At 69.2% G+C, this 23,819-nt stretch carries 20 protein-coding genes and 1 pseudogene; 5 read left to right on the forward strand and 16 right to left on the reverse strand.

All coding sequences use genetic code 11. The annotated features are described in order from the left end of the window. Positions 1-33: 33 nt before the first annotated feature. From MPTA5024_RS26550 to MPTA5024_RS40065, 8 genes and pseudogenes are all read right to left on the reverse strand, one after another. Positions 34-1,122: a Gfo/Idh/MocA family protein gene (locus tag MPTA5024_RS26550; protein ID WP_157099741.1), complete on the reverse strand. Its 1,089-nt coding sequence runs from the start codon at positions 1,120-1,122 to the stop codon at positions 34-36. Then, entirely contained in the window at positions 1,122-2,126 is a 1,005-nt protein-coding gene (locus tag MPTA5024_RS26555) for a Gfo/Idh/MocA family protein (RefSeq protein ID WP_036329702.1), read from the reverse strand. The genes MPTA5024_RS26550 and MPTA5024_RS26555 overlap by 1 nt, the downstream gene beginning before the upstream one ends. Then, positions 2,116-3,327, reverse strand: a complete 1,212-nt coding sequence (locus MPTA5024_RS26560; RefSeq protein ID WP_051458710.1) for a hypothetical protein — start codon at positions 3,325-3,327, stop codon at positions 2,116-2,118. Before MPTA5024_RS26560 ends, MPTA5024_RS26555 begins: the two co-directional genes overlap by 11 nt. 2 nt (positions 3,328-3,329) lie before the next feature. Beyond that, positions 3,330-4,322 carry a carbohydrate ABC transporter permease gene (locus tag MPTA5024_RS26565; RefSeq protein WP_051458711.1) on the reverse strand — a complete coding sequence of 331 codons (993 nt, stop codon included), beginning with the start codon at positions 4,320-4,322 and terminating at the stop codon, positions 3,330-3,332. After that, positions 4,319-5,311 carry a carbohydrate ABC transporter permease gene (locus MPTA5024_RS26570; protein WP_051458712.1) on the reverse strand — a complete coding sequence of 331 codons (993 nt, stop codon included), beginning with the start codon at positions 5,309-5,311 and terminating at the stop codon, positions 4,319-4,321. Before MPTA5024_RS26570 ends, MPTA5024_RS26565 begins: the two co-directional genes overlap by 4 nt. A 78-nt stretch (positions 5,312-5,389) precedes the next feature. Then, positions 5,390-6,580, reverse strand: coding sequence for an ABC transporter substrate-binding protein (locus MPTA5024_RS26575; RefSeq protein ID WP_157099742.1), 1,191 nt, complete (start codon positions 6,578-6,580; stop codon positions 5,390-5,392). Between the two features lie 306 nt (positions 6,581-6,886). Then, entirely contained in the window at positions 6,887-7,105 is a 219-nt protein-coding gene (locus tag MPTA5024_RS44710) for a helix-turn-helix transcriptional regulator (RefSeq protein WP_036329706.1), read from the reverse strand. Further along, a pseudogene (locus MPTA5024_RS40065) lies at positions 7,102-7,437 on the reverse strand (AraC family ligand binding domain-containing protein); the annotation flags it as partial. The pseudogene MPTA5024_RS40065 and the gene MPTA5024_RS44710, both read right to left, overlap by 4 nt. Positions 7,438-7,531: 94 nt before the next feature. Between MPTA5024_RS40065 and MPTA5024_RS26585 the strand changes: the two are divergent. Beyond that, positions 7,532-8,515, forward strand: coding sequence for a LacI family DNA-binding transcriptional regulator (locus tag MPTA5024_RS26585; protein ID WP_051458713.1), 984 nt, complete (start codon positions 7,532-7,534; stop codon positions 8,513-8,515). Positions 8,516-8,591: 76 nt separating this feature from the next. On the opposite strand, the gene MPTA5024_RS26590 is transcribed toward MPTA5024_RS26585, so the two are convergent. The 7 genes from MPTA5024_RS26590 to MPTA5024_RS26620 all read right to left on the reverse strand — a co-directional run bounded on the left by MPTA5024_RS26590 (position 8,592) and on the right by MPTA5024_RS26620 (position 16,352). Next, complete coding sequence (locus tag MPTA5024_RS26590) at positions 8,592-9,545, reverse strand: zinc-binding dehydrogenase (protein ID WP_051458714.1); 954 nt, start codon at positions 9,543-9,545, stop codon at positions 8,592-8,594. Beyond that, positions 9,542-11,536 carry a hypothetical protein gene (locus MPTA5024_RS26595; protein ID WP_051458715.1) on the reverse strand — a complete coding sequence of 665 codons (1,995 nt, stop codon included), beginning with the start codon at positions 11,534-11,536 and terminating at the stop codon, positions 9,542-9,544. Before MPTA5024_RS26595 ends, MPTA5024_RS26590 begins: the two co-directional genes overlap by 4 nt. 105 nt (positions 11,537-11,641) lie before the next feature. Next, complete coding sequence (locus MPTA5024_RS26600) at positions 11,642-12,559, reverse strand: sugar phosphate isomerase/epimerase family protein (RefSeq protein WP_036329710.1); 918 nt, start codon at positions 12,557-12,559, stop codon at positions 11,642-11,644. Between the two features lie 10 nt (positions 12,560-12,569). After that, positions 12,570-13,328 carry a phytanoyl-CoA dioxygenase family protein gene (locus MPTA5024_RS26605; RefSeq protein WP_036329712.1) on the reverse strand — a complete coding sequence of 253 codons (759 nt, stop codon included), beginning with the start codon at positions 13,326-13,328 and terminating at the stop codon, positions 12,570-12,572. Between the two features lie 139 nt (positions 13,329-13,467). Then, positions 13,468-14,541, reverse strand: a complete 1,074-nt coding sequence (locus tag MPTA5024_RS26610) for a Gfo/Idh/MocA family protein (RefSeq protein WP_036329714.1) — start codon at positions 14,539-14,541, stop codon at positions 13,468-13,470. Between the two features lie 255 nt (positions 14,542-14,796). Beyond that, complete coding sequence (locus tag MPTA5024_RS26615) at positions 14,797-15,699, reverse strand: nucleoside hydrolase (RefSeq protein ID WP_036329716.1); 903 nt, start codon at positions 15,697-15,699, stop codon at positions 14,797-14,799. After that, the gene (locus MPTA5024_RS26620) at positions 15,684-16,352 is read right to left on the reverse strand and encodes a ThuA domain-containing protein (protein ID WP_036329718.1); all 669 of its coding nucleotides are present in this window, start codon (positions 16,350-16,352) and stop codon (positions 15,684-15,686) included. The genes MPTA5024_RS26615 and MPTA5024_RS26620 overlap by 16 nt, the downstream gene beginning before the upstream one ends. Positions 16,353-16,758: 406 nt before the next feature. On the opposite strand from MPTA5024_RS26620, the gene MPTA5024_RS41315 reads away from it, so the two are divergent. The 3 genes from MPTA5024_RS41315 to MPTA5024_RS41320 all read left to right on the forward strand — a co-directional run bounded on the left by MPTA5024_RS41315 (position 16,759) and on the right by MPTA5024_RS41320 (position 19,834). Further along, complete coding sequence (locus tag MPTA5024_RS41315) at positions 16,759-17,193, forward strand: hypothetical protein (protein WP_157099743.1); 435 nt, start codon at positions 16,759-16,761, stop codon at positions 17,191-17,193. A 357-nt stretch (positions 17,194-17,550) separates the two neighbouring features. Further along, entirely contained in the window at positions 17,551-18,759 is a 1,209-nt protein-coding gene (locus MPTA5024_RS26635) for an amidohydrolase family protein (RefSeq protein WP_051458716.1), read from the forward strand. A 610-nt stretch (positions 18,760-19,369) separates the two neighbouring features. Beyond that, positions 19,370-19,834, forward strand: coding sequence for a hypothetical protein (locus tag MPTA5024_RS41320; protein WP_036329725.1), 465 nt, complete (start codon positions 19,370-19,372; stop codon positions 19,832-19,834). Positions 19,835-21,518: 1,684 nt separating this feature from the next. Here MPTA5024_RS41320 and MPTA5024_RS44715 read toward each other — a convergent pair. After that, the gene (locus tag MPTA5024_RS44715; protein WP_157099744.1) at positions 21,519-22,001 is read right to left on the reverse strand and encodes a cellulose binding domain-containing protein; all 483 of its coding nucleotides are present in this window, start codon (positions 21,999-22,001) and stop codon (positions 21,519-21,521) included. Between the two features lie 278 nt (positions 22,002-22,279). Here MPTA5024_RS44715 and MPTA5024_RS26645 point away from each other — a divergent pair, with 278 nt between their 5' ends. Continuing rightward, a complete protein-coding gene (locus tag MPTA5024_RS26645) occupies positions 22,280-23,641 on the forward strand; it encodes an MFS transporter (protein ID WP_198167410.1) in 1,362 nt (453 codons plus the stop codon). Positions 23,642-23,819: the final 178 nt, after the last annotated feature.

The following is a 23,819-nucleotide window of genomic DNA, read 5'->3' on the forward strand; positions in this document are numbered from 1 at the left end:
GTGGAACCACCCCACCCACAACCGCGGGCCGCGCTACGCCGGCGCGTTCCGCCCCTCCCCTGTGTCGCCGCGCACCTCGGCACGTCCGGCGGGCTTCCGGAGCTCGACGACCTGCCCCAGATCCGAGGAACGGTAGGCCGCCAGCGCGACCTCCAGGGCGCGCACGCCGTCCTCCCCCGTCGCGCACGGGTCCCCGGCCACGCCCGCGCGCACCGACGCGAGGAACGCCTCGATCATCGCCCGATCGGCGTCCTCGGCGAACGACGCCCGGCGCAGGCCGCGCGGGCCGCCCTCGCGCGTGCTGACGACGCTCAGCGCCTCGGCCCCGTCAGTGATCTCCAGCGACCCCTCGGTGCCGACGAGGCGGAGGGAGAAGTCGTAGTCCCACGGGTGGTCCGCCGGCACCGACCAGCTCGGGTCGATGCTGCCGACCGCTCCGTTCTCCCAGCGCAGCGAGACCACCGCGACGTCGTCGACGTCGAGGTTCCAGAGCAGCGCCCCCGCCTCGGCCGACACCTCGGCCACCTCCAGCCCGCTGACGTGGCGCATCACGTCGGTGACGTGGACGGAATGGTCGATGAGCGCGCCTCCGCCGGCGGACACCGGGTCGGTGATCCAGCGGGGGTACGCCGGGGGCAGTGGCGGGCGGCCGCGGTTGGCGCCCACCAGGCCGATCAGATCGCCCAACCGGCCGTCACGCACCGCGGTACGCGCCCGCTCGACCAGCGGCAGGAACCGGGACACGAACGCCATGTGCAGTTGCACGCCCGCGGCCGCGCAGGCGGCGACCATCGCCTCGGCGTCCTCGGCTGTCGTGGCGATCGGTTTCTCGCACAGGACGTGCCTGCCGTGGACGGCGGCCAGTTCGACGTGGGCGCGGTGCTCGTCGTTGGCGCCGCACACGAGCACGGCGTCCACCTCGGGCGAGGTCAGCAGCGCCTCGGCGTCGTCGATGAGCGGTACGCCGAAGTCCTGGCGGATCCAGCGGGTGTGCTCGGGCTCGGGGTCGTACAGGCCGACGACGTGGGCGTTCGGCGACTCGGTCAGCGCCCGCGAGTAGGCCCACGCGTGGCCCGTGTGCGCGGCGCCCAGGATCGCGACGCCGACCGGCTTCCGCCACATCACGCCTCCCACGTGGTCAGGTCGATCGTCTGGCCGGTGCGGGCCGACTCGATGGCGGCGAGTGCCGTGCGCAGCGACTCGACCGCCTCGGCGGCGGGCACCGGCGGGGGTCCGCCGTTGCGGCAGGCGTCGAAGAACGCGCTCAGCTCAAGGGTGAACTCGCGGTCGCCGAGCACGTCCCACCACTCCGCGTCGCCCTCGCGGGCGTGCAGCACCCCGCCCATCATGTGGTCGTAGTCCCACGACAGCCGGCCCTCGGTGCCGACGATCTCCGCCCGGAGCTTGAAGCCGCGTGAGGCCGGGTGGGCCCAGCTGCACTCGATGTGCGCGATGGCGTCGTTCTCGTAGCGGACGGTCGCCAGGGTGTAGGTCAGCGGGCCCGCACCGCTGCCGGTCGCCATGCAGTGCACGCGCACGGCGGGACTGCCGATCACCCAGCGGGCGTAGTCGAAACCGTGCACGCCCTGGTCGAGCAGCGGCCCGCCGGACGTCGCGGCGTCGGCGAGCCATCCCGCCTCGCTCCACCCCGGGAGCGAGGTCGTCGTCGAGTGACTGAGCATGCGTACGAGCCCAACGTCGCCCGACGCCGCCAGGTCGCGTGCGAGCCGGTGGTCCGGGCCGTAACGGGCCACCTGCCCGACCGAGAGCAGTCCGGGCGCGGCCTCGGCGGCCGCGAGGACGCGACGCGCCTCGTCCATGGTGCGCGTGATCGGCTTCTCGCACAGCACGTGCCTGCCCGCCTGAAGAGCCTCGACCACGGCGTCGGCATGGGCGGTCGGCGGCGTGCAGATGTCGACGACGTCGACGCCGAGGCCGAGCAGCGCGTCGAGGTCCGGCACGACTCCCGCGCCGTACCGGCCGGCGATCCGCTCGGCCTTGCCCGGCACCGGATCGGCGACCGCGACCAGCCGGACGCCCGGGGAGCCGCGGTAGGCGTGCGCGTGGACGCCGGCGATCATGCCGGCCCCGAGCAGGCCGACCGTCAGCTCGCCGTCACCGCGCATGGCCCGCGATGGACGGCGCCTCCGTGTGGAGGTCGGGCCCGAAGAACAGGAACACCACGAGGTCCTCGCTTCCGGTGTTGGCGACCTCGTGCTCGCGGGTCGCCGCGTCGTGGGTGACCACCAGCTCGTCCCGGCCGGGCTCGCCGCCGTGCACCTCGTGCCCGGCGAACCTGCCCTCCCCGGTCCAGGCGAACGCGCTGTAGACGCCGGGCTCGCGCAACCGGTGGACGCCGCCCGGCGGGACGACCAGACGCTTCCCGGCGTACTTACTGGTGTTGTAGAAGACCCAGGTCTCCTCGCCGTCGCCGTTCGCGCCGGCGACAGGCTGCGGGCTCAGGTGGCGGTTCTCGTAGAACCAGGGGTCGCCGTTGAGCTCCCAGTCCACGAAGCCGAGCGGGGCCCGCTCGCCGTGCTCCTCGCGGTCCCGCGGCCGGACGTCCTTGAACAGCAGTTCCTTGGAGATGATCCGGCCGGCGTTCAACGCCTGGAACATCGACAGGACGTCGGAGTCCTCCTGCAACTCGAGGGTGAGGGCCGTGCCGGGGGCGTGCAGCACGCCGGACGGCACGTGGAACCCCTCGCCGGCGACCTGGAGCTCCGCGCGGGCGTGCCGGAGGATCAGGTCGCTGTCCCAGTCGACGAGGTACGGCAACAGCACCTCGTGCGCGGACTCCTCCGCGATCCAGGGGTGCACGCCGAAGAACGTCTCCGGGTGCGCGCCCGGGTCGGCACCCGGCAGGAAATGGTAGGACTCGTCTTTCGCGTTGCGGCCGACCAGCGACGCGAACTCCTGGGGCGGATGGATGTGGTACGGCAGCCGGTAGGCGTAGTCGAAGATCTTCGCCAGCCGGCCCAGCCCCGCGGGGTGCGAGGCGGCGTACGCCGCACCCATGACCGCCGCCGGGGCGGCCGCCACCGCGTCGCGCAGCGGGAGCCGCTCGCCGTGCTCCCCCACGACGTGGCTGAGCCCCTCGTCCCGGGGACCGACGCGGTTGTCCGCCTTGGTCGTCGAGGCGAGCCACCGCTCGCAGATGGCGCCGCGATCCCCGGCGTCGTACGCGTTCTCGGGCAGGCCCAGCCGCCGGCCCGGCGGCAGGAAGTCGCGCGCGACCCAGGCCGGCTCACACCTAAGCACGCCGTTCCCGGCGTCGAGCAGCCGGGTGAGCACGTCCCGGGCCACGCCCGGATTCATCGCCGTCACGATCATCCCTTGATGCCGGTGAGGGCGATGCCCTGCACGAACTTCCGCTGGAAGACGATGAACACAATGATCATCGGCAAGGTCGCGATCACCGACCCGGCGAACAGCAATGTCCAGGATGTGCGGTTCTGCACCACGAACAGAGCGAGGCCCACGGGTGCGGTGATCTTGTCAGGGCTCGACATGATGATCAGGGGCCAGAAGAAGTCCTCCCATGCCCCCTGGAAGGTGAAGATCGCGTTCGCCGCGAGCGCCGGCAGGCACAGCGGCAGCACGACGGACCGGAAGATCCGGAACTCCCCCGCGCCGTCGATGCGGGCGGCCTCCAGCAGTTGGTCCGGAATCGAGAGCATGTACTGACGGAGGAGGAAGATGCCGAACGCCGACACGATCCCCGGCATGATCAGACCCCAGTAGGAGTCGAGCCAGCCGTGCCCGCCGTTCCCCATCCAGTCGTTGCCGCCGAAGAACGGGATGTGCTGGACGATCAGGTAGTCCGGGATGAGCGTGACCTGCCCGGGGACCATCATCGTCGCCAGGAAGAGCAAGAAGATCGCGTTGCGTCCGGGGAACCGGCGCTTGGCGAAGCAGTAGGCGCACAGGGAGTTGAAGAACGTCTGCAGCACGGTGATCGAGACCGCGACGAAGGCGCTGTTCGCGAACCACCGCCAGTCGCCGTGCCCCTGGCCCTGCTGGAACCTGGTGAGGTGACCGACGTTCAGAAAGCCCTTGTACCCCTCCAGCGTCGGGTCCTTCGGGATCCAGTGCGGCACCGAGGAGAAGATCTCCCCCATCGGCTGGAACGAAGCGCTGATCAGCCACGCGAACGGGGCCAGGAACAGGATCGCGAGCGGGGCGAGCACCAGATAGGTGACCGCCTTCTGCCGCAACCCGAACTGGTTGTTCCCGTTCTGCGGCTTGCGGGCCGGCGGAGCGGGCTCCAGCGCCTCCGGTGCCCTCTCACGCAGGGCGACTCCCTCGTCGGCCCCGCTCATGCGCCGGACGCCTGCCGGGCGAGGCGCAGCTGGAGCGCCGTGAACACGAGCAGCATGAGGAAGAGCGCGAACGCCAGGGTGCTGGCATAGCCCATGTCGAAGTACTTGAACGCCCAGAGATACATGTAATAGACCATCGTCGTCGTCCTGTTGACCGGTCCGCCGTTGGTCATCACGAAGATCTGGGTGAAGACCTGCAGCGAGCTGATGATCCCCATGACGAGCAGGAACAGGGTGCTGGGCCGGAGCATGGGGATCGTGACGTACCGCAGGCGGTGCCACGCGCCGGCGCCGTCGATGCGGGCCGCCTCGTAGAGCTCCTGGGGGATCGCCTGCAGCCCGGCGAGGTAGACCACCATCGAGAATCCGGTGCCCGCCCACACGCTCATCAAGATGACCGCCGGCATCGCGAGGTTCTTGTCCGACAGCCACAGCAAGGGGGCGTCGATGATGTGCGCGTGCAGCAGGTAGTAGTTGAACAGCCCGTAGTCACCGTTGTAGAGCCACTTCCAGAGGATGGCGGAGACCACGAACGGGGTGACGACCGGAAGGTAGAACGCGGTCCGGAACAGGCCGCGCAGACGCAGCGGCAGGTTGACCAGCAGAGCCAGCACCAGTCCGGTCGCCATCGAGAGCGGAACCGAGGCGCCGCTGAAGTACACGGTGTTCAGCACCGACTCGGTGAACCGCTTGTCGTGCATCATGTCGCGGTAGTTGTCCAGGCCGACGAACGGCTTGTCCGGCTCGATGATGCTCCACCGGTGGAAGGTCAGATACACGGCGAAGACCACCGCGGCCAGCGTGAAGACCGAGAAGATCAGCATGCCGGGCAGCAGGAAGACGTATGCCGACCGTTCCTTCCAGACCCTGGCCGGGAGGCTGCGCCGGTTCGCGTGCGGTGTCCCTCGCCTGAGGTGCGGCCGGGACCATCGCCCTCCGGTCTTCACAGGCGCCGCGTCCGTCTCGGTCCGCACCAGCGGCTGCGCCATCCCATTCCCCCCCTCTCCTCCGTGCGCCGCCGGGCCGGGCCGGCCCGGCGAAGCATCGTCCGGTGCCGTCGACGCTCGTCAGTGGCGGCCGAGAATCGCCCTGCCCTGCTGGGCGGCGTTGTCCAGAGCCTCCGCGGGGGTCTGGTCGCCGTAGATGGCCTTGCTGAGCTCCTCGTTGAGGATGGTCTCGATCCGCGGATACTTGGGGTTCGCGACCGTGCTCGCGACGCCGCACGACATCAGGTCGGCGAAGGGCTTCAGGACCGGCTTCTCCTTGGCGAGGTCGTCGCCGGCGAGCAACGCCTTCGTGGGAGGCAGCAGCGTACCCTCGGTCTTGTACGTCCAGTTGGCCAGGTTGCCGGGCTGTGACAGGAACTCCATCCACAGCCACGCGGCGTCGGAGACCTTCGTCTGGCTGAACATCACCAGCGAGTCTCCGGCGATGGTGGTCTTGCACCCGGCGGCTCCGTTGGGGAGCGGCGCCGCGGCCCACTTGCCGGTGATCTTGGGGTACTCGTCCGCGAGTGTGCCGGCGAACCAGGCGCCCGCCACGTACATCGCCACGTCGCCCTTCGCGAACGCCACCCGGCCGTCGTAGGAGTTGGAGTTGAGGTAGTCCCGCGGGGAGTACTTGGCGAGGTCCACGTAGAAGGCGGCCGCCGTCTTGCCCGCCGCGCTGTTGAAGGCGATGTCCTTGCCGTCCTGGGTCAGCGCGTCGCCGCCGGCCTGGTAGAGCCAGGGGTAGAAGTAGTAGGCCGCCTCCGAGGCGAACATCTCGAAGCCGTACTTGCCGCCGGCCGCGTCGGTGAGCTTCTCGGCATCGGCCTTGAACTCGTCCCAGGTCTTCGGCGGGCCGGCGATCCCGGCCTCTTCGAAGCGGTCGGTCCGGTAGAACAGACCGGTCGTCTCGCCGTCGAACGGCAGTCCCCACATCCTGCCGTTCCAGGTGACGAACGTCTTGAAGCCGTCGACATAGTCGTCCGGCTTCACGACCGTGCTGCGGCCCATGTAGCCGCCGAGGTCGACGAGCGCCCCTCTGGCGGCGTAGTCGCTGGTGTCGCTGGCGTTGATGTAGGCGACGTCGGGGGCGGTGTTGCCGGCGATGCGGGTGCTGAGCACCTGCTGCGCCTGTTCCGCGGGGGCGTTCTCGAATTTGATCGTGATGTTCGGGTGCTGCGTGTGGAACTCGGCGGCGAGCTTCTTCATCGTCGGTTCGTTGCCGACCCAGGAGAAGAACGTCACGGTCTGCGGCGAAGCCGGGTCCTTCACGGGACCTGCGCCCTTGCCGACGTCGGTGGTCGGCTTCTTCGCATCGCTTCCGCACGACGAGAGGCTCAGAGACGTCGCGAGCGCCAACGCAATGATCGCCGGAGCCGTCCAGGACCCATGGATTCTCACCACACCCGCTCCCTACTACTCGCTCAGGACGATGCGAGCTTTTTCCTTGATGCAAATCGATTGGCGTCGTGGCGGGCAGTCTCGCCAAGAGCCGGGCGTTTTGTCAATGGATTCGGGTGGCGTCCGTCACATTGTGACGGCCCCGATACCCCCGGAAGCGCCGCCGCCCGTCCGCCTTCAGCGCCCCGACGGAGCGCTGCCGTACCGGCGCCGGTAGGCACGGCGGAAGTGCGAGAGCGTGTTGAACCCGGCGGCGTGACACACCTCGGTCACGGACAACGAGGTCGACGCGAGCAGGGAACGCGCGAACCGCAGACGGCGTTCCTGCAGGTAGACCTGGAAGGACGAGCCGGTGTGGTCCCGGAACCGCTCGCTGAAGTAGTTCGGCGACACCACGGGAGGTCGCCGGCCGGAGGCGGCACCAGGGCGGCGAGCTGCCGCTCCATGAGCCCCGGGTCGACGACCGTGTTGTAGCAGCAGAGCGGCTCGTGACCGACCGGCTGGATGGCGTGGAAGTCCGCGGGCGACAGCAGGAAGGCACTCCCCCGGCCGATCGGCCGAGCGACGCCGTTGACCACGTGCTCGGCCTCGCCCGAGACCACCAGGCACAGCTCGTAGTGGTCGTGCCAGTGCACGTCGACGGTGTGGAGCCGTGGGCGCATCACCCGCGCGCCGCTGTCGGGAAGGAGCAGCGACTCGGTGCTGAACCGCTCGACAAGGTCGGTCATGGACGACCCGCCACATCAAATCGTTTTGCCTCAAGGTTCCAGTAGAATACGCGCCATGTCGAGGAGCGAGGCTGCGTCCAGCCAACACTCTCGTGTGACAATCGCGCAGGTCGCCAGCCACGCCGGGGTGAGCCCCACGACCGTCTCCCACGTGTTGTCCGGCAAGCGCGCGGTCGGCGCGGCCACCCGGGGCACCGTGATGGAGGCCATCCGCGAGCTCGGGTACCGGCCGAACATCGTGGCCCGCAACCTGCGGACCCGGCGATCGCACATGATCGCGGTCGTCGTCCCCGACATCACGAACCCGTTCTACGCCGTGCTCACCCGAGGCCTGGCGGACGCGGTCGACGCCGCCGGGCACGGGACGTACGTCTGCAACACCGACGGTCAGCACGACCGGGAGCGCAAGTTCTTCCAGGACGCCATGGACCGCGGGGTGGACGGCATCGTGTTCGCGTCCGGCGAGACGGCGTCGCAGGTCGTGTTCGGGGAGGTCGACCAGCAGACGCCCATCATCTGCATCGGTGACCAGCTCGACCATCCCCTCTGCGACGCGGTCATCCCCGACGACGAGACCGGCTCCCGCGCCGCGGGTTCCTTCCTGGCCTCGCGCGGCTACCAGCGGATCGCAATGATCCAGGGCCCGCCTCACTACGGCGTGTCGCGCACGGCGGGCTTCCGCTCGGCCATGCAGGCCGCGAAGCGGAAGGTCCCCGCCGAACTGATGGTGCGCGGCAACTGGACCCGCAAGGGGGGCTACGAAGCCATGAAGACGCTCATGGCGCTCAAGGTCAGGCCCGACGCCGTCTTCTGCGCGAACGACCTGATGGCGATCGGAGCGCTCGACGTGGCCCACGAGCTGGGACTGTCCGTCCCGCAGGACGTGGCCATCGTGGGCTTCGACGACGTCGACGCCGCCACGATCGTGACACCGCATCTGACCACGGTCCGCAACCCGGCGTACGAGGCCGGCGGCACAGCGGGCGACCTGCTGATGAGCCGGATGTCGGGCCGCTACACCGGCGCCGGACGGACCGTCGTGCTGCCCTGCCCGCTGATCGAGCGCGGCACCGCCTGAGAGACCGCCGGGGACGCCAGGCCCTGCTGCGCGGCGTGGGGTTCCCCAGCGGCCTCCGAGCGGCGACCGCCCGCTGTCACACGTCCGGGAACGTCACCACCGCCTTCACGAACCCGTCAGGCTTCTCGCGCAGGGTGGCGAAGGCGGCGTTGATCTCCTCGAGCGGGAAGCGGTGGCTGACGAGGCCGTCCATGGACAGCACGCCGCCGGCGAGGAGGCGCATGCCGGCCGACATGCCGCGCATGATCACCGCGAGGTCGCGGAAGTGGGCGTTGACGATGGTGAAGGCCATCCAGTTCCAGTAGGCCAGCGGGATGGTGCGGTCGGCGCCCTGGTGGAAGCCGACGAGCGCGATCGTGCCGCTCATCCGGGTGGTGTCGCCGCACATCGTGAGCGCGCCCTGGGTGCCGGTGCACTCGAAGGTGATGTCGGCGCCGAGCCCGCCGGTGAGGGACCGTACGATGTCGGGCAGCGACTCCTTCGTCACGTCGACGGTCCGCGTCGCGCCGAGCCGCGCGGCGCGCTCCAGGGCGTCGGCGCGCGTGTCCGCCACGATCAGGTGCCGCGGGCCGCGCAGAGCGGCGAGCCTCTGCACCAGGTTTCCCATGAATCCGGCCCCGATGACGACCACGTCGTCGCCCAGTCGGGCGCCGGCGGCCTCGACGGCGTTGACGGAGCAGGCGATCGGCTCCGCGAGCGCCTCGTCGAGCGGGCCGTCGCCCGCCGGGAAGCAGTACGCCGCGGGCACCGCGACGTACTCCGCGAAGCCACGTTCGGTGACCCAGACGCCGACCCGGTCGCCGACCGCCGGTGCCGTCACCTCGGCGCCGATCTCGGCGACCACGCCGCTGACCTCGTGGCCCGGGTACCGGACCTCCCCCGCCGGCGGACCGGTCAGCCACGGCTCGAGCTCCGACGCGCACACGCCCGAGACCGCGACGCGGACCAGCACCTCGTCCGGCCTGATCGACGGGACCGGGGCCTCCTCCACCTCGAAGGTCTCGCGCCCGCGGAGCGCCGCGATCCTCATGGCAGCTCCCCGTCGTGAAACACCACGATCGCGTAGACGCCCAGCGAGTCGAGGCGTACGACGTGCGCACCGTCCTCGCGTACCGGCTTCAGCGGCGTTCGCGTCCCGTCGCTCGCCACCACGGTCGCGTGCTCGCGGACTTCGGGCAGCCGCACGCGGAGCGGGACGTCGGTGAGCGCGCGCACCGCGTCGGCATCGGGGTCGTAATCGTAGTTGACCAGGTGCAGCGCGTAGGAGCCGTCGGCGAGGTGCTGGATGTTCGCGGCCGCGGACACCGTGGTCTCCACCTGCCGCCCGTGCGGGAGCAACTCGTCCAGCACATCATGGCGCGCTGTGCGGACGTTCGCGTGCCGCGGGAGGGAGCGCGCCACCCGGTCGGTGACGACGACCGTCCCGCCGGCCGCGAGGTACCCCTCGACGGCGGCGGCCTGGCCCTCGGTCAGCGCGAAGACGTCCGGCAGGATCACGGTCGAGTACCGCAGCAGCGTCTCGGCGCTCGATCGGTCCGGCGCGGTGACGCCGTCCGGCCAGATCACCACGTCGTACGGCACCGCGGCGTCCGACAGCGTCTTCGTCACGACGCGGTACGGCACCACCACCGACTCGTCGCGCGCGTTGGTGGTGTTGTCACCGGCGTCCGCCTTGCCGATCAGCTCGCGCGTGCTCTCGACGCCGAAGACGACCGCGACCTCGTTGACGGTTCGGCGCGCGAACAGCTGCTCGTGGTCGGCCAGGAACGCCTGGATCCCAGCGGCCAGCTCGTGAGGCGCGTAGAACGCGTCCTCGATGACGCTGCCCATCCAGGAGCCGTAGGGCACCGACATGTTCGAGCCCATCGCCGCCGCCTCGAACGACGAGAGCCGGAACAGGTCGTACCCCCTGCCCTTCCCGAGCAGGTCGATCAGCTCCGGGACGACGCCGCCGTACGGGTTCTCGACCACGACGACGTCCTTGTCACCGGCGAACGCCGCGACGTACCGGTACCACTCCGGCTGGCGGTACGTCGTGTTCCGCATCTCCGTGATGACCAGGTCGACGTCGTCGGCGAGGGCGAGGTACATCGGCTCGAGGTTGAAGAAGTTGCCGGAGACGATGATCTCGCGGCCGCGCGACCGGGCGTACTCGCGGGCGTAGCCGGCGAGCTCGGCGAAGTACTTCTTGATCGAGAGGCACTGGAAGGCGTAGTAGTCGCCGAACAGCGGCGTCGACTCCCGGTCCGACCTGAAGTCGTAGCCCTGCGCGAGCAACCAGTCGCCGTAGTGGAAGGTCTCCAGGTCGACCCCGTCAAGCGCGACGTCCACCTTGGCGGGCTTCAGCTCCTGGAGGTAGGCGCGGAAACCCTTCATGCAGTCCTTGCAGAAGCAGGCGCCGTACTGGAACGCGCCCATCGGCAGCTCGGCCTCGTCCAGCTGGATGCCGTCGACACCGGCGTCGATCTGGATCCTGATCACCGCCTTGAGGTACTCGCGCCAGACCGGGTTGTTGCGGTCCATGTAGAAGCACTGGTGCTCGCGATCCGGGCACTCCACCCAGTGCGCGTGGCAGGGCCGGCCGTCGATGTCGCGGGCCACGCACTCCTCGATCAGGTCGGTGACCGGGTCGCCCTCGGAGTTCACCAGCCCGCCGGGGAAGTAGTGCTCGACCGGCTTCCAGAGCTTCGGGTAGCGGTTGGACGAGAACTCGCGCAGCCCCATCCAGTCGCGCTTTCCCACGCCGCGCAGCTCGTTGATGGCGAGGACGGCGTCCTCCTGCTCAGTGAGTTCGACCGGGAACTCCCAGCCCTGGGCCTCGAAGACGATGCCCAGCACCTTGATGCCCCTCTCGTGGCAGGCGGCGATGAACTCGCTGTCGTTGACGAAGCCGTAGAAGCGCGAGCGGGCGTCGACCGGGCCGAACGCCTCCTGCTCGAGGTACGGCAGAGCCAGCGAGCCACCGCCCATGGACGCCCACACCAGCACGGTGGCGCGGTAGTCGACGAGTTCGTCGACCATTCGCAGACGGCGGGGCGGGAGACTCGGGTGATAACAGTGCTGACGGGGAAACCAGGCATCGAAGTAGACACCGCGGTGCATGGACGGGCCCTCCTGGGCGGTCGATCAGATGTGGACGTGCGGGGCGAGGGTGCGGTGTGCGATGGTCAGGCCCTGGCGGACGCGATCGGGGTCGCCGCTCCAGACCGGGTCCTCGTGCTCGACGGAGACGACGCCCTCGTACCCGTGCCGGCGGAGCGCGTCGATCAGACGCCGCCAGTCGACCTCGCCCAGGCCGGGGATGCGGTAGCGCCACCACCCGCTCACCCAGGGCTGCCTGTCGAGCACCTGCCCGAACACCCCATAACGGTTGCGGGCGGCGGCGTGCACCTCGACGTCCTTGGCCTGGACGTGCAGGATCCGGTCGGCGTGCGCCTCGAGCGCCGCCACCGGGTCGATGCCGAGCCAGACCAGGTGCGAGGGATCGTAGTTGAGCCACAGCCCGAGGTCGGCCATCCAGCCCCAGAGCTCGGGGGAATACGCGAGGTTGGCCGGGTAGCCGTCGGGATGCCAGCCCTCCATCGGGCAGTTCTCGATCACGAGCCGTACGTCGCGGGCCGCGGCGTACTCGACCAGCGGCGGTAGCACCTGCTCGGCCAGCCGGAGGTTCTCGGTCGTCGTCAGCGTCACGTCGCGGCCGACGAAGGTGCCGACCAGGCGCACGCCGAGCAGCTGGGCGGCGTCGACGCACCGGCGCAGGTGTGCGTGCGTCGCCTCGCGAACCTCCGGGTCCTGGTGCAGGTTGTTCTCGTAGTACGCGACCGCCGACAGGGTCAGGCCGTGCCGGTCGAGGATCGACGTGACCCGGTCGGCGTCGGCCTGCCCGAACGCCTCGACGTCGAGGTGGCTGGCCTCCCAGTCGCGGCCGGGCCGGTCGGGCCAGGCCGCGACCTCGAGGGCGGCGTATCCGTGGCCGCCGGCCCACCGGGCGATGTCCTCGAGCGACTCGCCGGGCAGGCAGGCGGTCAGAAGTCCCAGTCTCATGAGCCGGGCCTCACGCGCGGGCGGGCGCGTTCGCGTAGTCGTTGCCGGCGAGGTCGGCCCCTCTGGCCAGCCAGATCTTCCAGCCCTCGTTCTGCGGGACGTCCTGCATCTTCACCGAGCTCGGGAAGTACCGCATGGTGTAGCCGGTGCGACGTCTGGCGCTTGTGTTGGCCCGGGCGCCGTGGATGATCCGGCCGTCGTGCATGGAGAACTCGCCGCGCTCCAACTCGAAGTAGACGGCCTTCGTCTCGTCCACGCCGGCGAGCTCTGCGTGGAACGTCTGCTCGGTCATGTCGGTCGGCTGGTAGCTGTCGGAGAACCCGCCGTTCAGGTGGGAGCCGGGAATGACCCTCATGCAGCCGTTCTCCTTGAACGAGCCGTCCTCGAGAGCGAGCCAGATCGTGACGATGTTGTCGTAGTCGTCGAAGCGCCCCTCCCAGAACGCACTGTCCTCGTGCCACGGGGTCGCCCGGCCCGTGAAGGGGTCCTTCGAGATGAAGTGGCTCGACCAGAGGGCGATGTCGGGACCGACCAGCGGCTCGATCCAGTCGAGAACCTCGTCGGACAGCAGGTAGTCCAACAGGCGCTCGTCGCGGTAGTGCGGCGTGTCGAGCTCGTCGGAGAGCTTGTCGCCCTTGTCTCTGAGGTGCTCGTTGAAGATCTGCTCCAGCCGCGAGAGGCGATCCTCCGAAAGGAGCTGGCGGCCGGGCAGCAGATAGCCGTTCTCGCGGAAGAACGCCACATCGGCGTCGGTCAGGGTCTCGGTCATCGCGTGTGGCACCTTTCCAGGTAGGAGGGGGGACTGGGCGAGGACGACGCTACGGCGACGTGACCGGGGTCGCGACGCCTGTCTTCGGGCGGGCTCGACCTATCTTCCGGAAGGCCGCGCCGCCCGACGCCGGACGCGATCAGCCCTTGTCCAGGGCTCGGATGATGTCGACGAAGAGCTCCATGTCCTGCAGGTAGTCCTCGGGGGTCGTCTTGGGCGTCGCACTCGTGGTGACCGCCTCGTGGAAGTACTCGAGCTCGTAGGTGTAGGGGTCCTTGAGGTGCGGTCGCCGAACGGAACGCTCGTAGGAGTCGCCGTCGGTGAGCTCCAGATGCAGCGTCGTCGGGAAGTGCCGGACGTAAGGCGTGTCGTACTGCACCTTCATCGTTCCGCTCGCGCCGTACACCTCGATGTAGGTGTCGTAGCGCAGTTGGTCGTCCACCCCCGTCTCGTAGGTGACGACGAAGTCGCCGTAGTCGAGGAGGGCGACGACGTAGCCGCCGCTGCGCCACATCTTCGCCGCCGAGACCTCCTTCGGGCGGCCGAGCAGCTCCCGCATGGCGGACAGATCGTGGCTGCCGAGGCCGCAGAGCAACCCGTAGGTCCACTCCAGCTCCTGGGGGACGTCGCCGAGCGCCTCCTTCACCAGCGCCGACCGGCGCGCCCACTTCTCGTCGATCGCCTCCTGGGGGACGTCGTCGGGCCGGTCGACGTACGACGTCTGGTCGACGATCAGCCGGTTCTCTCCGATCACGTCGTGGACGCGCGCGTAGCGGATCGGGCCGAGCTCGGGCAGCCTCTCGACCGCCTCGGTGAACGCCGGTGCGAAACGCCGCATGTAGGCGACCATCACGGTCTTCCCCGACCGGTCGCGCGCCGCGATGATCTCCTGTGCCTCACGGGGGCTGAGGCACATGGGCTTCTCGACGAGCACGTCGAGACCCGCGTCGAGCGCCGCGACCGTGCAGTCCGCGTGGTACTCGTCGCTGTTCAGCACCAGCACACAGTCCAGGCCGCCGGCGGCGAGCATCTCGCGGAAGTCGGAGTAGCGGCGCCCCACCCGATAGCGATCGCCCAGACGCTCCAGCAGACCCGGCGAGATGTCGCAGATCGCCGCGAGCTCGTAGCGGTCGGGCAACGACTCGATGATGGGGAGGTGGATGACCTGGGCGACCTCGCCCAGTCCGATGACGCCGACGCGCAGCTTGGTCAACTCTGTACCTTCCGGTAGTGGGTGGTCCGAAGGGCGACCGGTCAGCCGGCATGCAAATCGGTTTGCGAGAAACCGTAAGCGGCTGCACACCTCCGGTCGACGCCAGTCAGGTGCGTTGGTGCGGGGGGCGACGCTCCTTCTCTCGCCGCGCCGGACGGCGCAGGCTCCGGCGCGACGCCCATGCGCACCGCCTCGATCAGATCACGTCCAGTGCCTGGTTGAGCGATCCAACGACCACGAGACTGACCGGCCGGCTCACGGCAGAGACTCCATCCGTTCGAGGAACAACTCCCGGAAGGCCGGCGCGTCCACCGCTGTCGCGATCCGGCAGTTGGGCTCGGGTGGGTCCTCCCACATCAGGAGGTCGGCCACCGCGACACCGCGCGTGACGCGGCCGGCCGTTTCGACGGCGACGTGCGCCTCGCTCCAGGTCACGAGATCCGGACGGGTGACCACCGCGACGGCGAGCGGGTCGTGCAGCGCGCAACTGCCCTGCTCGATCGCCTCTCGCGGCTTGACCCGCTCCTGGAAGTCGATCCAGGCCTCGGTGTGGCGCGCGGCGATCCGGCCGAACTGCCCACCTGACGCCAGCGCTCGGGCGTCCTCCCGGCTCAGCCGCACCCGGCGGGTCACGTCGAGTCCGACGAACCGCAGGCGCGCGCCGCTCTCGCAGACTGCCTGGGCCGCCTCCGGGTCGCACCAGAAGTTGTACTCGCCGGGCATCGCCGCGACGTTCGTCTGCTCGAGGAACACCCCGCCCATGACGACGATCTCGCGGACCGCGCCGGCGACGCCCGGCGCGATCGAGAGCGCGCCTGCGACATTGGTCAGCGGTCCGATCGCGACGACGGTCAACCGCCCTGGCTCGGCGAGCACCCGGCGGGCGATCTCCTCGGCCGCGACGGCATCGACCGGGGCACCCTGCACCACGGGCACGTCGTCGCGGCCGAGCACCTCGAGCAGCTCACGGGTCAGCCGGGTCGAGGTCACGACGTCGCTGTTGCCGCCGACCGTCGTGACCATCTCCACGCGGAGGCCGGGGTCGGCCAGGGCCAGCGCGAGCGCGAAGCCGTCGTCGATGTCCGACCCCGGTGCCCCCATGGCCAGGTCCGTGTCAAGGATGATCCGGATCGGCTCCCGGTTCAGCGACTCGCCCACAGCAGACCTCGCTCGGTCAGCGTCCGCACATCGGGGTGGTCGAGATCCTCCAGCTTGTGGCCGATCGTCGAGACGAAGACCCTGCCCCTCCCCCACTGGCGGGTCCAGACGGCGGGGCAGGTCACCTCCTCGCGCCACGGAGTCTCGTCACGCACGCCGAACGTGGTCGTGGCGAGCACGTCGTTCAGCTCGTCGGTGAGCACCCAGTACTGCTCGGTGTTCAGCTCCCAGCGGTCCAGGCCCTCGACGATCGGATGCCCGCGCCTCTCCGGCACGACGGCCACCTCGTACTCGACGAAGCCGCCCGGGTGCGCGGCCCACTGCCCGCCCGTGAGATGGAGATAGTCGGGCGAGCCACGGTAGGAGTCGCAGATGCCACCGTGCCAGCCGGCGAGACCGGTGCCGTCGGCGACCGCGGCGGACAGCCCGAGCACCTGTTCGTCGGTGGCGAGGCCCTGGGTGTAGCACTGCACGACGAGGTCGGTCGCGGCGAGTTTCTCGGCGTCGGCGTACACCTCGGGGCTCTCCTGCACCTCGACGGCGTAGCCGTGCTCCTTGAGGAACGGGATGAACCTCTCCGTCGCCTCGACCGGGCTGTGCCCCTCCCAGCCACCCCGGACGACCAGGGCTCTGCGGGTACGCCCACTGTCCATGCTTCTCCTCGGTGTAAGGGTCCCGGTTCGGAACTTTAGCCAATCGATTTGCAAACCGCCAGGGATCCGCCCGGCGACCTCGCTGTCCTGCTGGAACTCGCAGCACCAGTGCCCAGCACCAGTACGAGGAACACGCCGCCGGACGGCGGCGTGACGCATGTCACGCGAGGGTGACTCCTGGCCCGGCGCCGAGGATCAGCCGAACAAGCTCCAGCTCATCTCGTCCGGGAGACTGTCGGCATGGGCAAGCACGAGCGTGTGCCTGCGGACGTCGAGGCCCTCCTTCTCGATCGGGACACGCAGATCCGCGCCTCCGGGGACGAGTTGGCATCCCGAGGGCGCCTGGGCTGGTGGGGCGGAGGCCGCGGAGGGCCACCTGCGCCGTGTGGTCGCCGCCTTCAATCGGGTGTCCGAGCTGGTCGTCGAACACGCGGAGTTCGGACACTACGGCTCCGGCTACGCGTCGTTTGTCGACGTCTTCCTGACACGGCGAGACGGGTCCGCCCGTCATGTCGATCCAGACGGCTATACGGCGGTCGAAGGATTGTCAGTCGCGTTGTGCCGCCTCGCCCCGATCGCATGCATCCTGGCTCCCGACGAGCGCTCTTATCATCCCGCCGGTCGCGGGTACCACTCCATGCCAAGGCTCGATGCTGTCACCGAAATGCTGATCCCCGGATGGGAGGAAGGCTGCGAGCAGATCTCCCAGGTCCTGGATTTGCACGGCATCACTCTCGTCGGCCCTCGCCTCCTCAGCCGACCGGCCTTGCCACACCTCATTATCGATACGAACCTCGGCGACGGGCCGCACTGTTCAATCTTTGATGTCTGGTTCCACTAGACGGATTGATGGCGTAACCGATGTCCGTGGACTGCCGGAACGGCAGTCGCCCAGGCGAAGCAAAAGCCGACCCGGACCGGCCCTTTGAGCACTCCAGCGCTTCCGCCTCTGTCGTGTTCTTCTCGAGCATGGAGGATGTCCGTGTGTTCGCCGGTGAGGAGCCGGACGAGCCGTTGTCGAGGTCGCCGCCCGCCATGCTCTGAGCCGATGGGGCGAACGCGTCAGCCACCACGAGGTCGCGAACGACATCGTGCCCTGACCGCGCTCGCACCGAAGCAGCGGGCGGCGAACGCGGGTCCCGCGATTGAGTAGGCCCATACTCATGCGCGGCCGGGCTCCGGGGTCCACAGTCGTGGCATGAACGTGGCATCCCCCGATGTGGCTTCGGCCAAGCGATCGATACAGGCTATCCGGGCCGCTCGCCTGTTCGACGGCGACGAAAGCGTCGACGGCGACCCCACGGTGGTCGTCGAAGACGGCCGCATCGTGTCCGTGCGGCACGACGGCGCCGTCCCCTCCGGCGCCGAGCTGGTCGACCTGGGCGACGCGACGCTGCTGCCCGGGCTGATCGACGCGCACGTGCATCTCGCGTTCGACGCAAGCGCCGACCCCGTCGGGGCGCTGGCCGCCCGTGACGACGCCCAGGTCCTCGAGGGCATGCGGGCCGCGGCCCGCACAATGCTGGCCGCCGGCGTCACCACCGTGCGCGACCTGGGCGACCGCGGCTATCTCGGGCTGCGGTTACGCGAGGAGTTCGCCCACGACCCCGCGGCGGGCCCGCACCTGCTCACGGCCGGGCCGCCGATCACCGTCACCCGCGGCCACTGCTGGTACCTCGGCGGCGAGGCCGACGGCGTCGAAGGTGTGCGGGAGGCCGTCCGCGCTCACGCCGAGCGGGGAGTGGACGTCATCAAGATCATGGCGAGTGGCGGCGAGCTCACTCCCGGCACCCATTCGCATCTCTCCCAGTACGGAGTCGACGAGTTGCGCGCGGCCGTGGCCGAGGCCCACCGGCTGGGCCTGCCGATAACGGCGCACGCGCACGGCGGCCAGGCGGTCGCGGACGCGGTGGAGGCCGGCGTCGACTCCGTCGAGCACTGCTCGTTCTTCACCGAGGACGGCGTCGAGGCCAGGCCGGAGATCATCGAGAGGATCGCCCGCTCCGGAGTGGTCGTGTCGGCGACGCTCGGGGTGATCCCCGGAGGTGCCGTACCGCCGCGGATCGCCGCCAGGATGGCCGCGTTGACCGACCTGCTCGGGCAGATCAGGCGGGCCGGGGTCACCATCGTCTGCGGCACCGACGCCGGGATCGGCCCGCCGAAGCCACACGACGTGCTGCCGCACGCGGTCGGCATGCTAGTCCGGATGCTCGGCTGGCCACCGGCGGACGCTCTGCGGGCGGTCACCTCGCTTCCCGCCCGGCTGTGCCGCGTCGACCATCGCAAAGGACGCCTCGCGCCCGGCATGGACGCCGACATCCTCGCGGTGGCCGGCGACCCCCTGGCGGACCCGGCCGCGCTGTTCGACGTGCGGGCGGTGTTCCGGCTCGGTCACCGCGTCCGCTGAGGCTCCAGCAGGCCGGCGAGCGAGGTCGGCTGGTCGGACGCTCGCGCCCAACCGCCTGTCCACCCCAGAAGTACGCCCACCTCGCGCCGAGCGCTCACGACCGTGCGTGCAGGATGGGGCGATCGCGATCATGCACAGGCAACGCTTATTTGAGCTGGGCAAACGCCGGCCTGGGCGTATGCCGGTCGAGCAACCGCGAGTCCCCGAGACTCCCGGGTGATCGCCGACCGTACGGGCACGCACGGGCAGGCGGGCGTTGCCGCACGGCCGGACGTGCGAGGTGTGCGCCCCGCTGTGGCCGATCTCCGAAACCGCCCTTGAACTGGGATTCCAGGTTCCAGCAGTTGCCAACGTTTCGGAGATTCCTCGGGGTCCAGCGGAAACAGAGACGGAACAGCGGCCTCCTGTACGCGCGTGGAGACTTGGGCAGTGTTGAAGGTTCAGCGGGACCTCACACCTCCGGGGCCCTGGCCTCTTGACAGCATGATCACGCTCAATATGCTGAGGGTTTATTCGGAACGGTGGGTTCCGAGCACCATACGGGCGGAATTAAACATGTGTGAGCCGTTCGCCGTCTCGGCGCGACCGCTCGCAGAAAGGACGTCGTAGCGTGCCAACTATTCGGGCGTTATCTCGGACGGCGGCCGCGTTGGCGGTCGCAGGTGCGGTGCTTGCACCGCTCTCTGGGAGCGCGTCCGCCGCCAGCGGAGGTGGATGCAGTCAGTACAATAGCTATCCAACCGGCGGCATATTCGTGAAAGTCAACGCCTGTATCAGCGCACCAAGCAGAGGGGTCGGTCGCCCGGACGCCTACATCACGACGAACGGCTGGTTCAATGGACTGACAAACTGCTACATAAGGGTTTCCACCCTGAAGGCTGGAAACGGCAGCACTATCATCACCAAGAAGGATTTCCCCTGTCCGAAGGGCAGTGTGACGAACCTACATCTGGTCGGTGTGGACGTCCACGCGAGCAGCGGCCAGTACGCGACCTACGTCACCGTCGCCGCCAACGGCACGCCGCCGAGCCCATGGCCTGGGACCCCCCGAAGCCCCTTCCTCACGCTGCCGTAATCGTTTCGCGTTATCTTGCGGTTGCCCCGCGAGCCGACGCTGCGAGAGCTGATGAACCGCATGGGCCGCTCCACTACGCGGGCCGCGCTGATCTACCAGCACACCGCGATGGCCATCGCCGACGCGCTCGGGAGGCTCGCCGAGGAGGCCCCGAAAAGCAAGATTCAGACGCATCGGGCGCGTAACGAGCACAGAAGATCAAGAAGCCTCTAGAAGAAATCAAGGCCCAGGTCTGGATTACCATCCTGACCTGGGCCTGTGCTCGTGGAGTGGGAGACGGGAATCAAACCCGCGCTGGCAGCTTGGGAAGTCTTTCAACGTCATGCCGGGTGACTTGGGGAACGGTGACCTGCGCGCATGCCGGTCGAGTTACCCCGAGTCCCCGTGATTTCCTGCTGACCGCCGACCGTACGGGCACGCAACGGGCACGCCAGCCGATGGTAATGCTCGGCGGCCCACCTTCTTCTTCTTCAGGGAGCGATCTTCACGGAACGGGACCTGCGGCATCCCCATGCGCATCGCGTTGACCTGACCCCGCCGTAAGTACGCGACCAATTCCCGGTTGCGCTCACGGGGCTAGGCTGCTGAACCTATCCAGGAAAGGAGTGTCTATATACGAGGATGGGTGAGTATGCAGCCTGGTCCTGCCGAAAACCCCTACAGGACGTTATCGGAGGTTCAACTTCTTTATGAGAAGCGAGGCATGCCCGACGTCCAACTCCTTCGACTCGGCGAGAAAATTGGAAGCGGCGACAGGTTTACACCGCTCCAGAAGTCTTCGCTTGAGTTCATCCCCGCTTCAAGCAGTCTGGCTAAGAGCGTTCGGGTGATGACACAAGAAGGTCACCTTCTATGGCGGCGGTGGCTACGTACAACAGCCTGGTTCATGGAGATCCCCGGGCTGCGCTACAGAGTCTTATACAGGTGTCGGAGTGCGGCATGAGTTATGCGTTGGATCGCACTACGCAAACCCTGGTCGCGCTCATCACATCGCTTTTGAAACAGCGCTCGCCGTCGTGTTCTTAATTGTGACGGTTGATGCCGTTTTTCCTTCACGTGACCGCTCGGCGAACTGACCTCCACGCTGCTGGCGGCCCGTGGCGAAGGCTCGGGACGTCCCCCGCGATGCGCTCCACCTTATCCATCCCATCTGCCGTCGACCCCACCGCGGAGCGGCAGCGGGCCGGCGACGGAGGTGCAAGCCCGGCTTGACGTGTCCCTGACCTCGTGCAGCTTCCACGTCCTGTCACGGGAGATGCTTGACACTCGCGTCCCACCCCATGCTTGACGCTGCTGGCTGCAGCGGGCCGAGGGCTAGGGGAACGCGGCGCGCGACGCCGCTGTCGACGAGGTGCTCCAGATGACGTCACGCGGTGACTTGGGAGAATCCCACCGTCGCGCCGGCGACCTGCGCCTACGTTGCAGATATCACGGGACCCGGGTGGACTGTCCGCAGATCGTGTTCTTCTGCCGCATCTCTTCGCTGCGTTGATCGTGAATGCGCTCAGTGCTCGACGCCCTCGACGCACCACTCCCCAGACGCGCAACAGCTCCATGACGGCGGATCGCTGCGGCCCGTGAGCGAAGTGTGTTGAGCCGCACGGTGAGCTCCTCTGTCGTCTTGGCGGCGTACTTTTTCTGTAACCATGGCGTCAATGACGCTCGGATCGGGCTCGTCGAGCACTCAGACGGCTCCATCTGGTCCACCGACCCCGACTACCTGCCGGGGTACGCTACGACGGCGTCTTGTCCGGTAGTGAGATATTCGGCACCTGCGACGCGGGAGTCTTCGACGGCGTCCGCATGGACAATGCACCGACGCCCCGGGCTGGATCACCGAGTTCAACGGCAGGTTCACGGCGGTCACGGCGGTGCCGGACTGGGACCAGGTGGCCGACCTGCCCTGCAGCAGGCGCCGCCCGGTGAACGGGAAGGCGAAGCGCAGCGTCCAGCCGTCGATGGGGGCCGAGCCGGCGTTGGTGATCGTGATGGTGACGCTGAACCCGCTGCCCCACGAGGTGGCCGCGTACGTCACCGCGCGGGCGATGGCCGAGGGCTTCCAGTTCGTCTCCATGGCCCGCGCCCTGCTCTGCGAGCCAGACCTGGTCGACCGCATGCGCCGGAGCCCCGCCACCCGGTCACTGTGCGTCCACTGCAATGCGGGCATGCCGACGATCTACACCGGCACCCACTGCGTCTCTCCTGAGGCAGGGGGCCGCCCGAGGACGTCTCCGCGGACGCGGGGCCGCGGGCGCCGGGGGTGCTTGTCCCGTGGGTGCCGGGAGCCACTGCCCCCCTCTCCAGCCGGCGGTGGGCCACCTTCAGAGGAAGCCTGGTCAAACCTTCTCCGGGTGTGATACACGCCATATTTCGGTCCGGCCGGAATCCTTCTCTCGGTTCGGGATGTTGCCATTCCGGACAATTGCCCCAAAGAAGGACCAAGACGTGCCCTTGCCCGCGGCGACGCTGCGCTCCCTTCGTCATCACAACTACCGCCTCTGGGCAGGAGCAGACCTGGTCTCGGTCACCGGCACCTGGATGCAGGTGCTGGGGGTCAACTGGTTGATCCTCTCGGCCACCGGATCGGCGACCAGCGTGGGCCTCAGCCTGGTCCTCCAGGCCGCACCCACGCTCCTGCTGGGGCTGTGGGGCGGCTCCCTGGCCGACCGGCTCCCCGCCCGCCCGGTCGTGCTCGCCACGCAGGTGGCCCAGGCGGCGCTCGCCGCTCTCCTCGCGCTCGCCGCCGCGGGCGCCCCCGGCTCGGTGGCACCGGTATACGCCATCGTGTTCGCAAGCGGCGTCGTGAACGCCATCGGCGGCCCGGCTCTCGGCAGATTCGGCGCCGAGGTGGTCCCCGCACGGGACCTGCCGAACACCTTCGCGCTGGGATCGATCATCAATTCGGCCGGCCGCATCCTCGGCATGAGCCTGGCCGGCGCCCTTCTCCCGCTCACCGGCACGGCCGGCCTGTTCCTCGTCAACGCCCTGAGCTTCGCTGCCGTCATCGTGGCCGTCCTTGCCATGCGCGCCTCCGAGATGCACCGGCTCCTGCGCTCCGAGACGGACCGGGGCGGGGTGCGGGCCGGCCTGTCCTACGTGCTTCGTACGCCCTGGCTCGTGGTGCTGCTGGCGCTCGCGCTGATTCTGGGCAGCCTGGGCCGCAACTACCAGGTCACCATGGCGGCGATGAGCTCCGGGCCGCTGGCCGCGGGCGCCGGAGGATACGGGCTGCTGTCGACGATCTTCGCGATCGGCACCGTGATCGGCGGGGTGATCGCCGCCGGACGTCCCCGCCTCACGGTGGCCCTGCTGCTCGTCACCGCGCTGCTGACCGGCGTGGGCCAAAGCATCAGCGGCTTCATGCCCGGCCTGGCCGCCTTCGCCGTGCTCATGCTGCCGATCGCCGCCGGCGCTGTGATCATCGACACCACCCTCGCGACCCGCGCCCAGTTGGACAGCCCCGACCACATGCGCGGCCGGGTCATCGCCGTCCAGGGCGTGGTCAGCGCGGGCGCGGGGGCCATCGGCGGGCCGCTCCTCGGCCTGCTCTGCGACATCGTGGGCCCCCGCGTGACTTTGCAGGTCACCGGTGTCGCGGTGGTCCTGGCCACCGTGGCCGCCGGGCTCGCCCTGGCCCGGCTGCGCGGGCGCGCGCCGGCCCGGCCCGCACTCACGCACGCGGCTCCCCTCCAGTTGCCGCCCGCGTCTGAGCCGCCCGGCCGGGAGCCCGACCAGCAGCGTGTCCCCGTCGGCGTGGCGTCCGGCGTGGCGTCCGGTTCGGCCGAGCAGGCGCCCGCGCTGACATGATTCGTCCGCCCTGGCCGTCTCCCCGACCGAGCGCCGCACCCCGCGCGGACAACCCCACCGACCGGGCGCGTTGGGAAGGCCGCGTAAGGTCCCGGTGGGTCCTACGCCCGCGCGGGCGGCCGGTCGTACGACGTGTGATCCCTCATTCGGTGGGCCGCGCCCGGACTTCCCGGCTGGC

It is taken from the genome of Microbispora sp. ATCC PTA-5024 (assembly GCF_000511135.2).
Taxonomy (GTDB): Bacteria; Actinomycetota; Actinomycetes; order Streptosporangiales; family Streptosporangiaceae; genus Microbispora; species Microbispora corallina.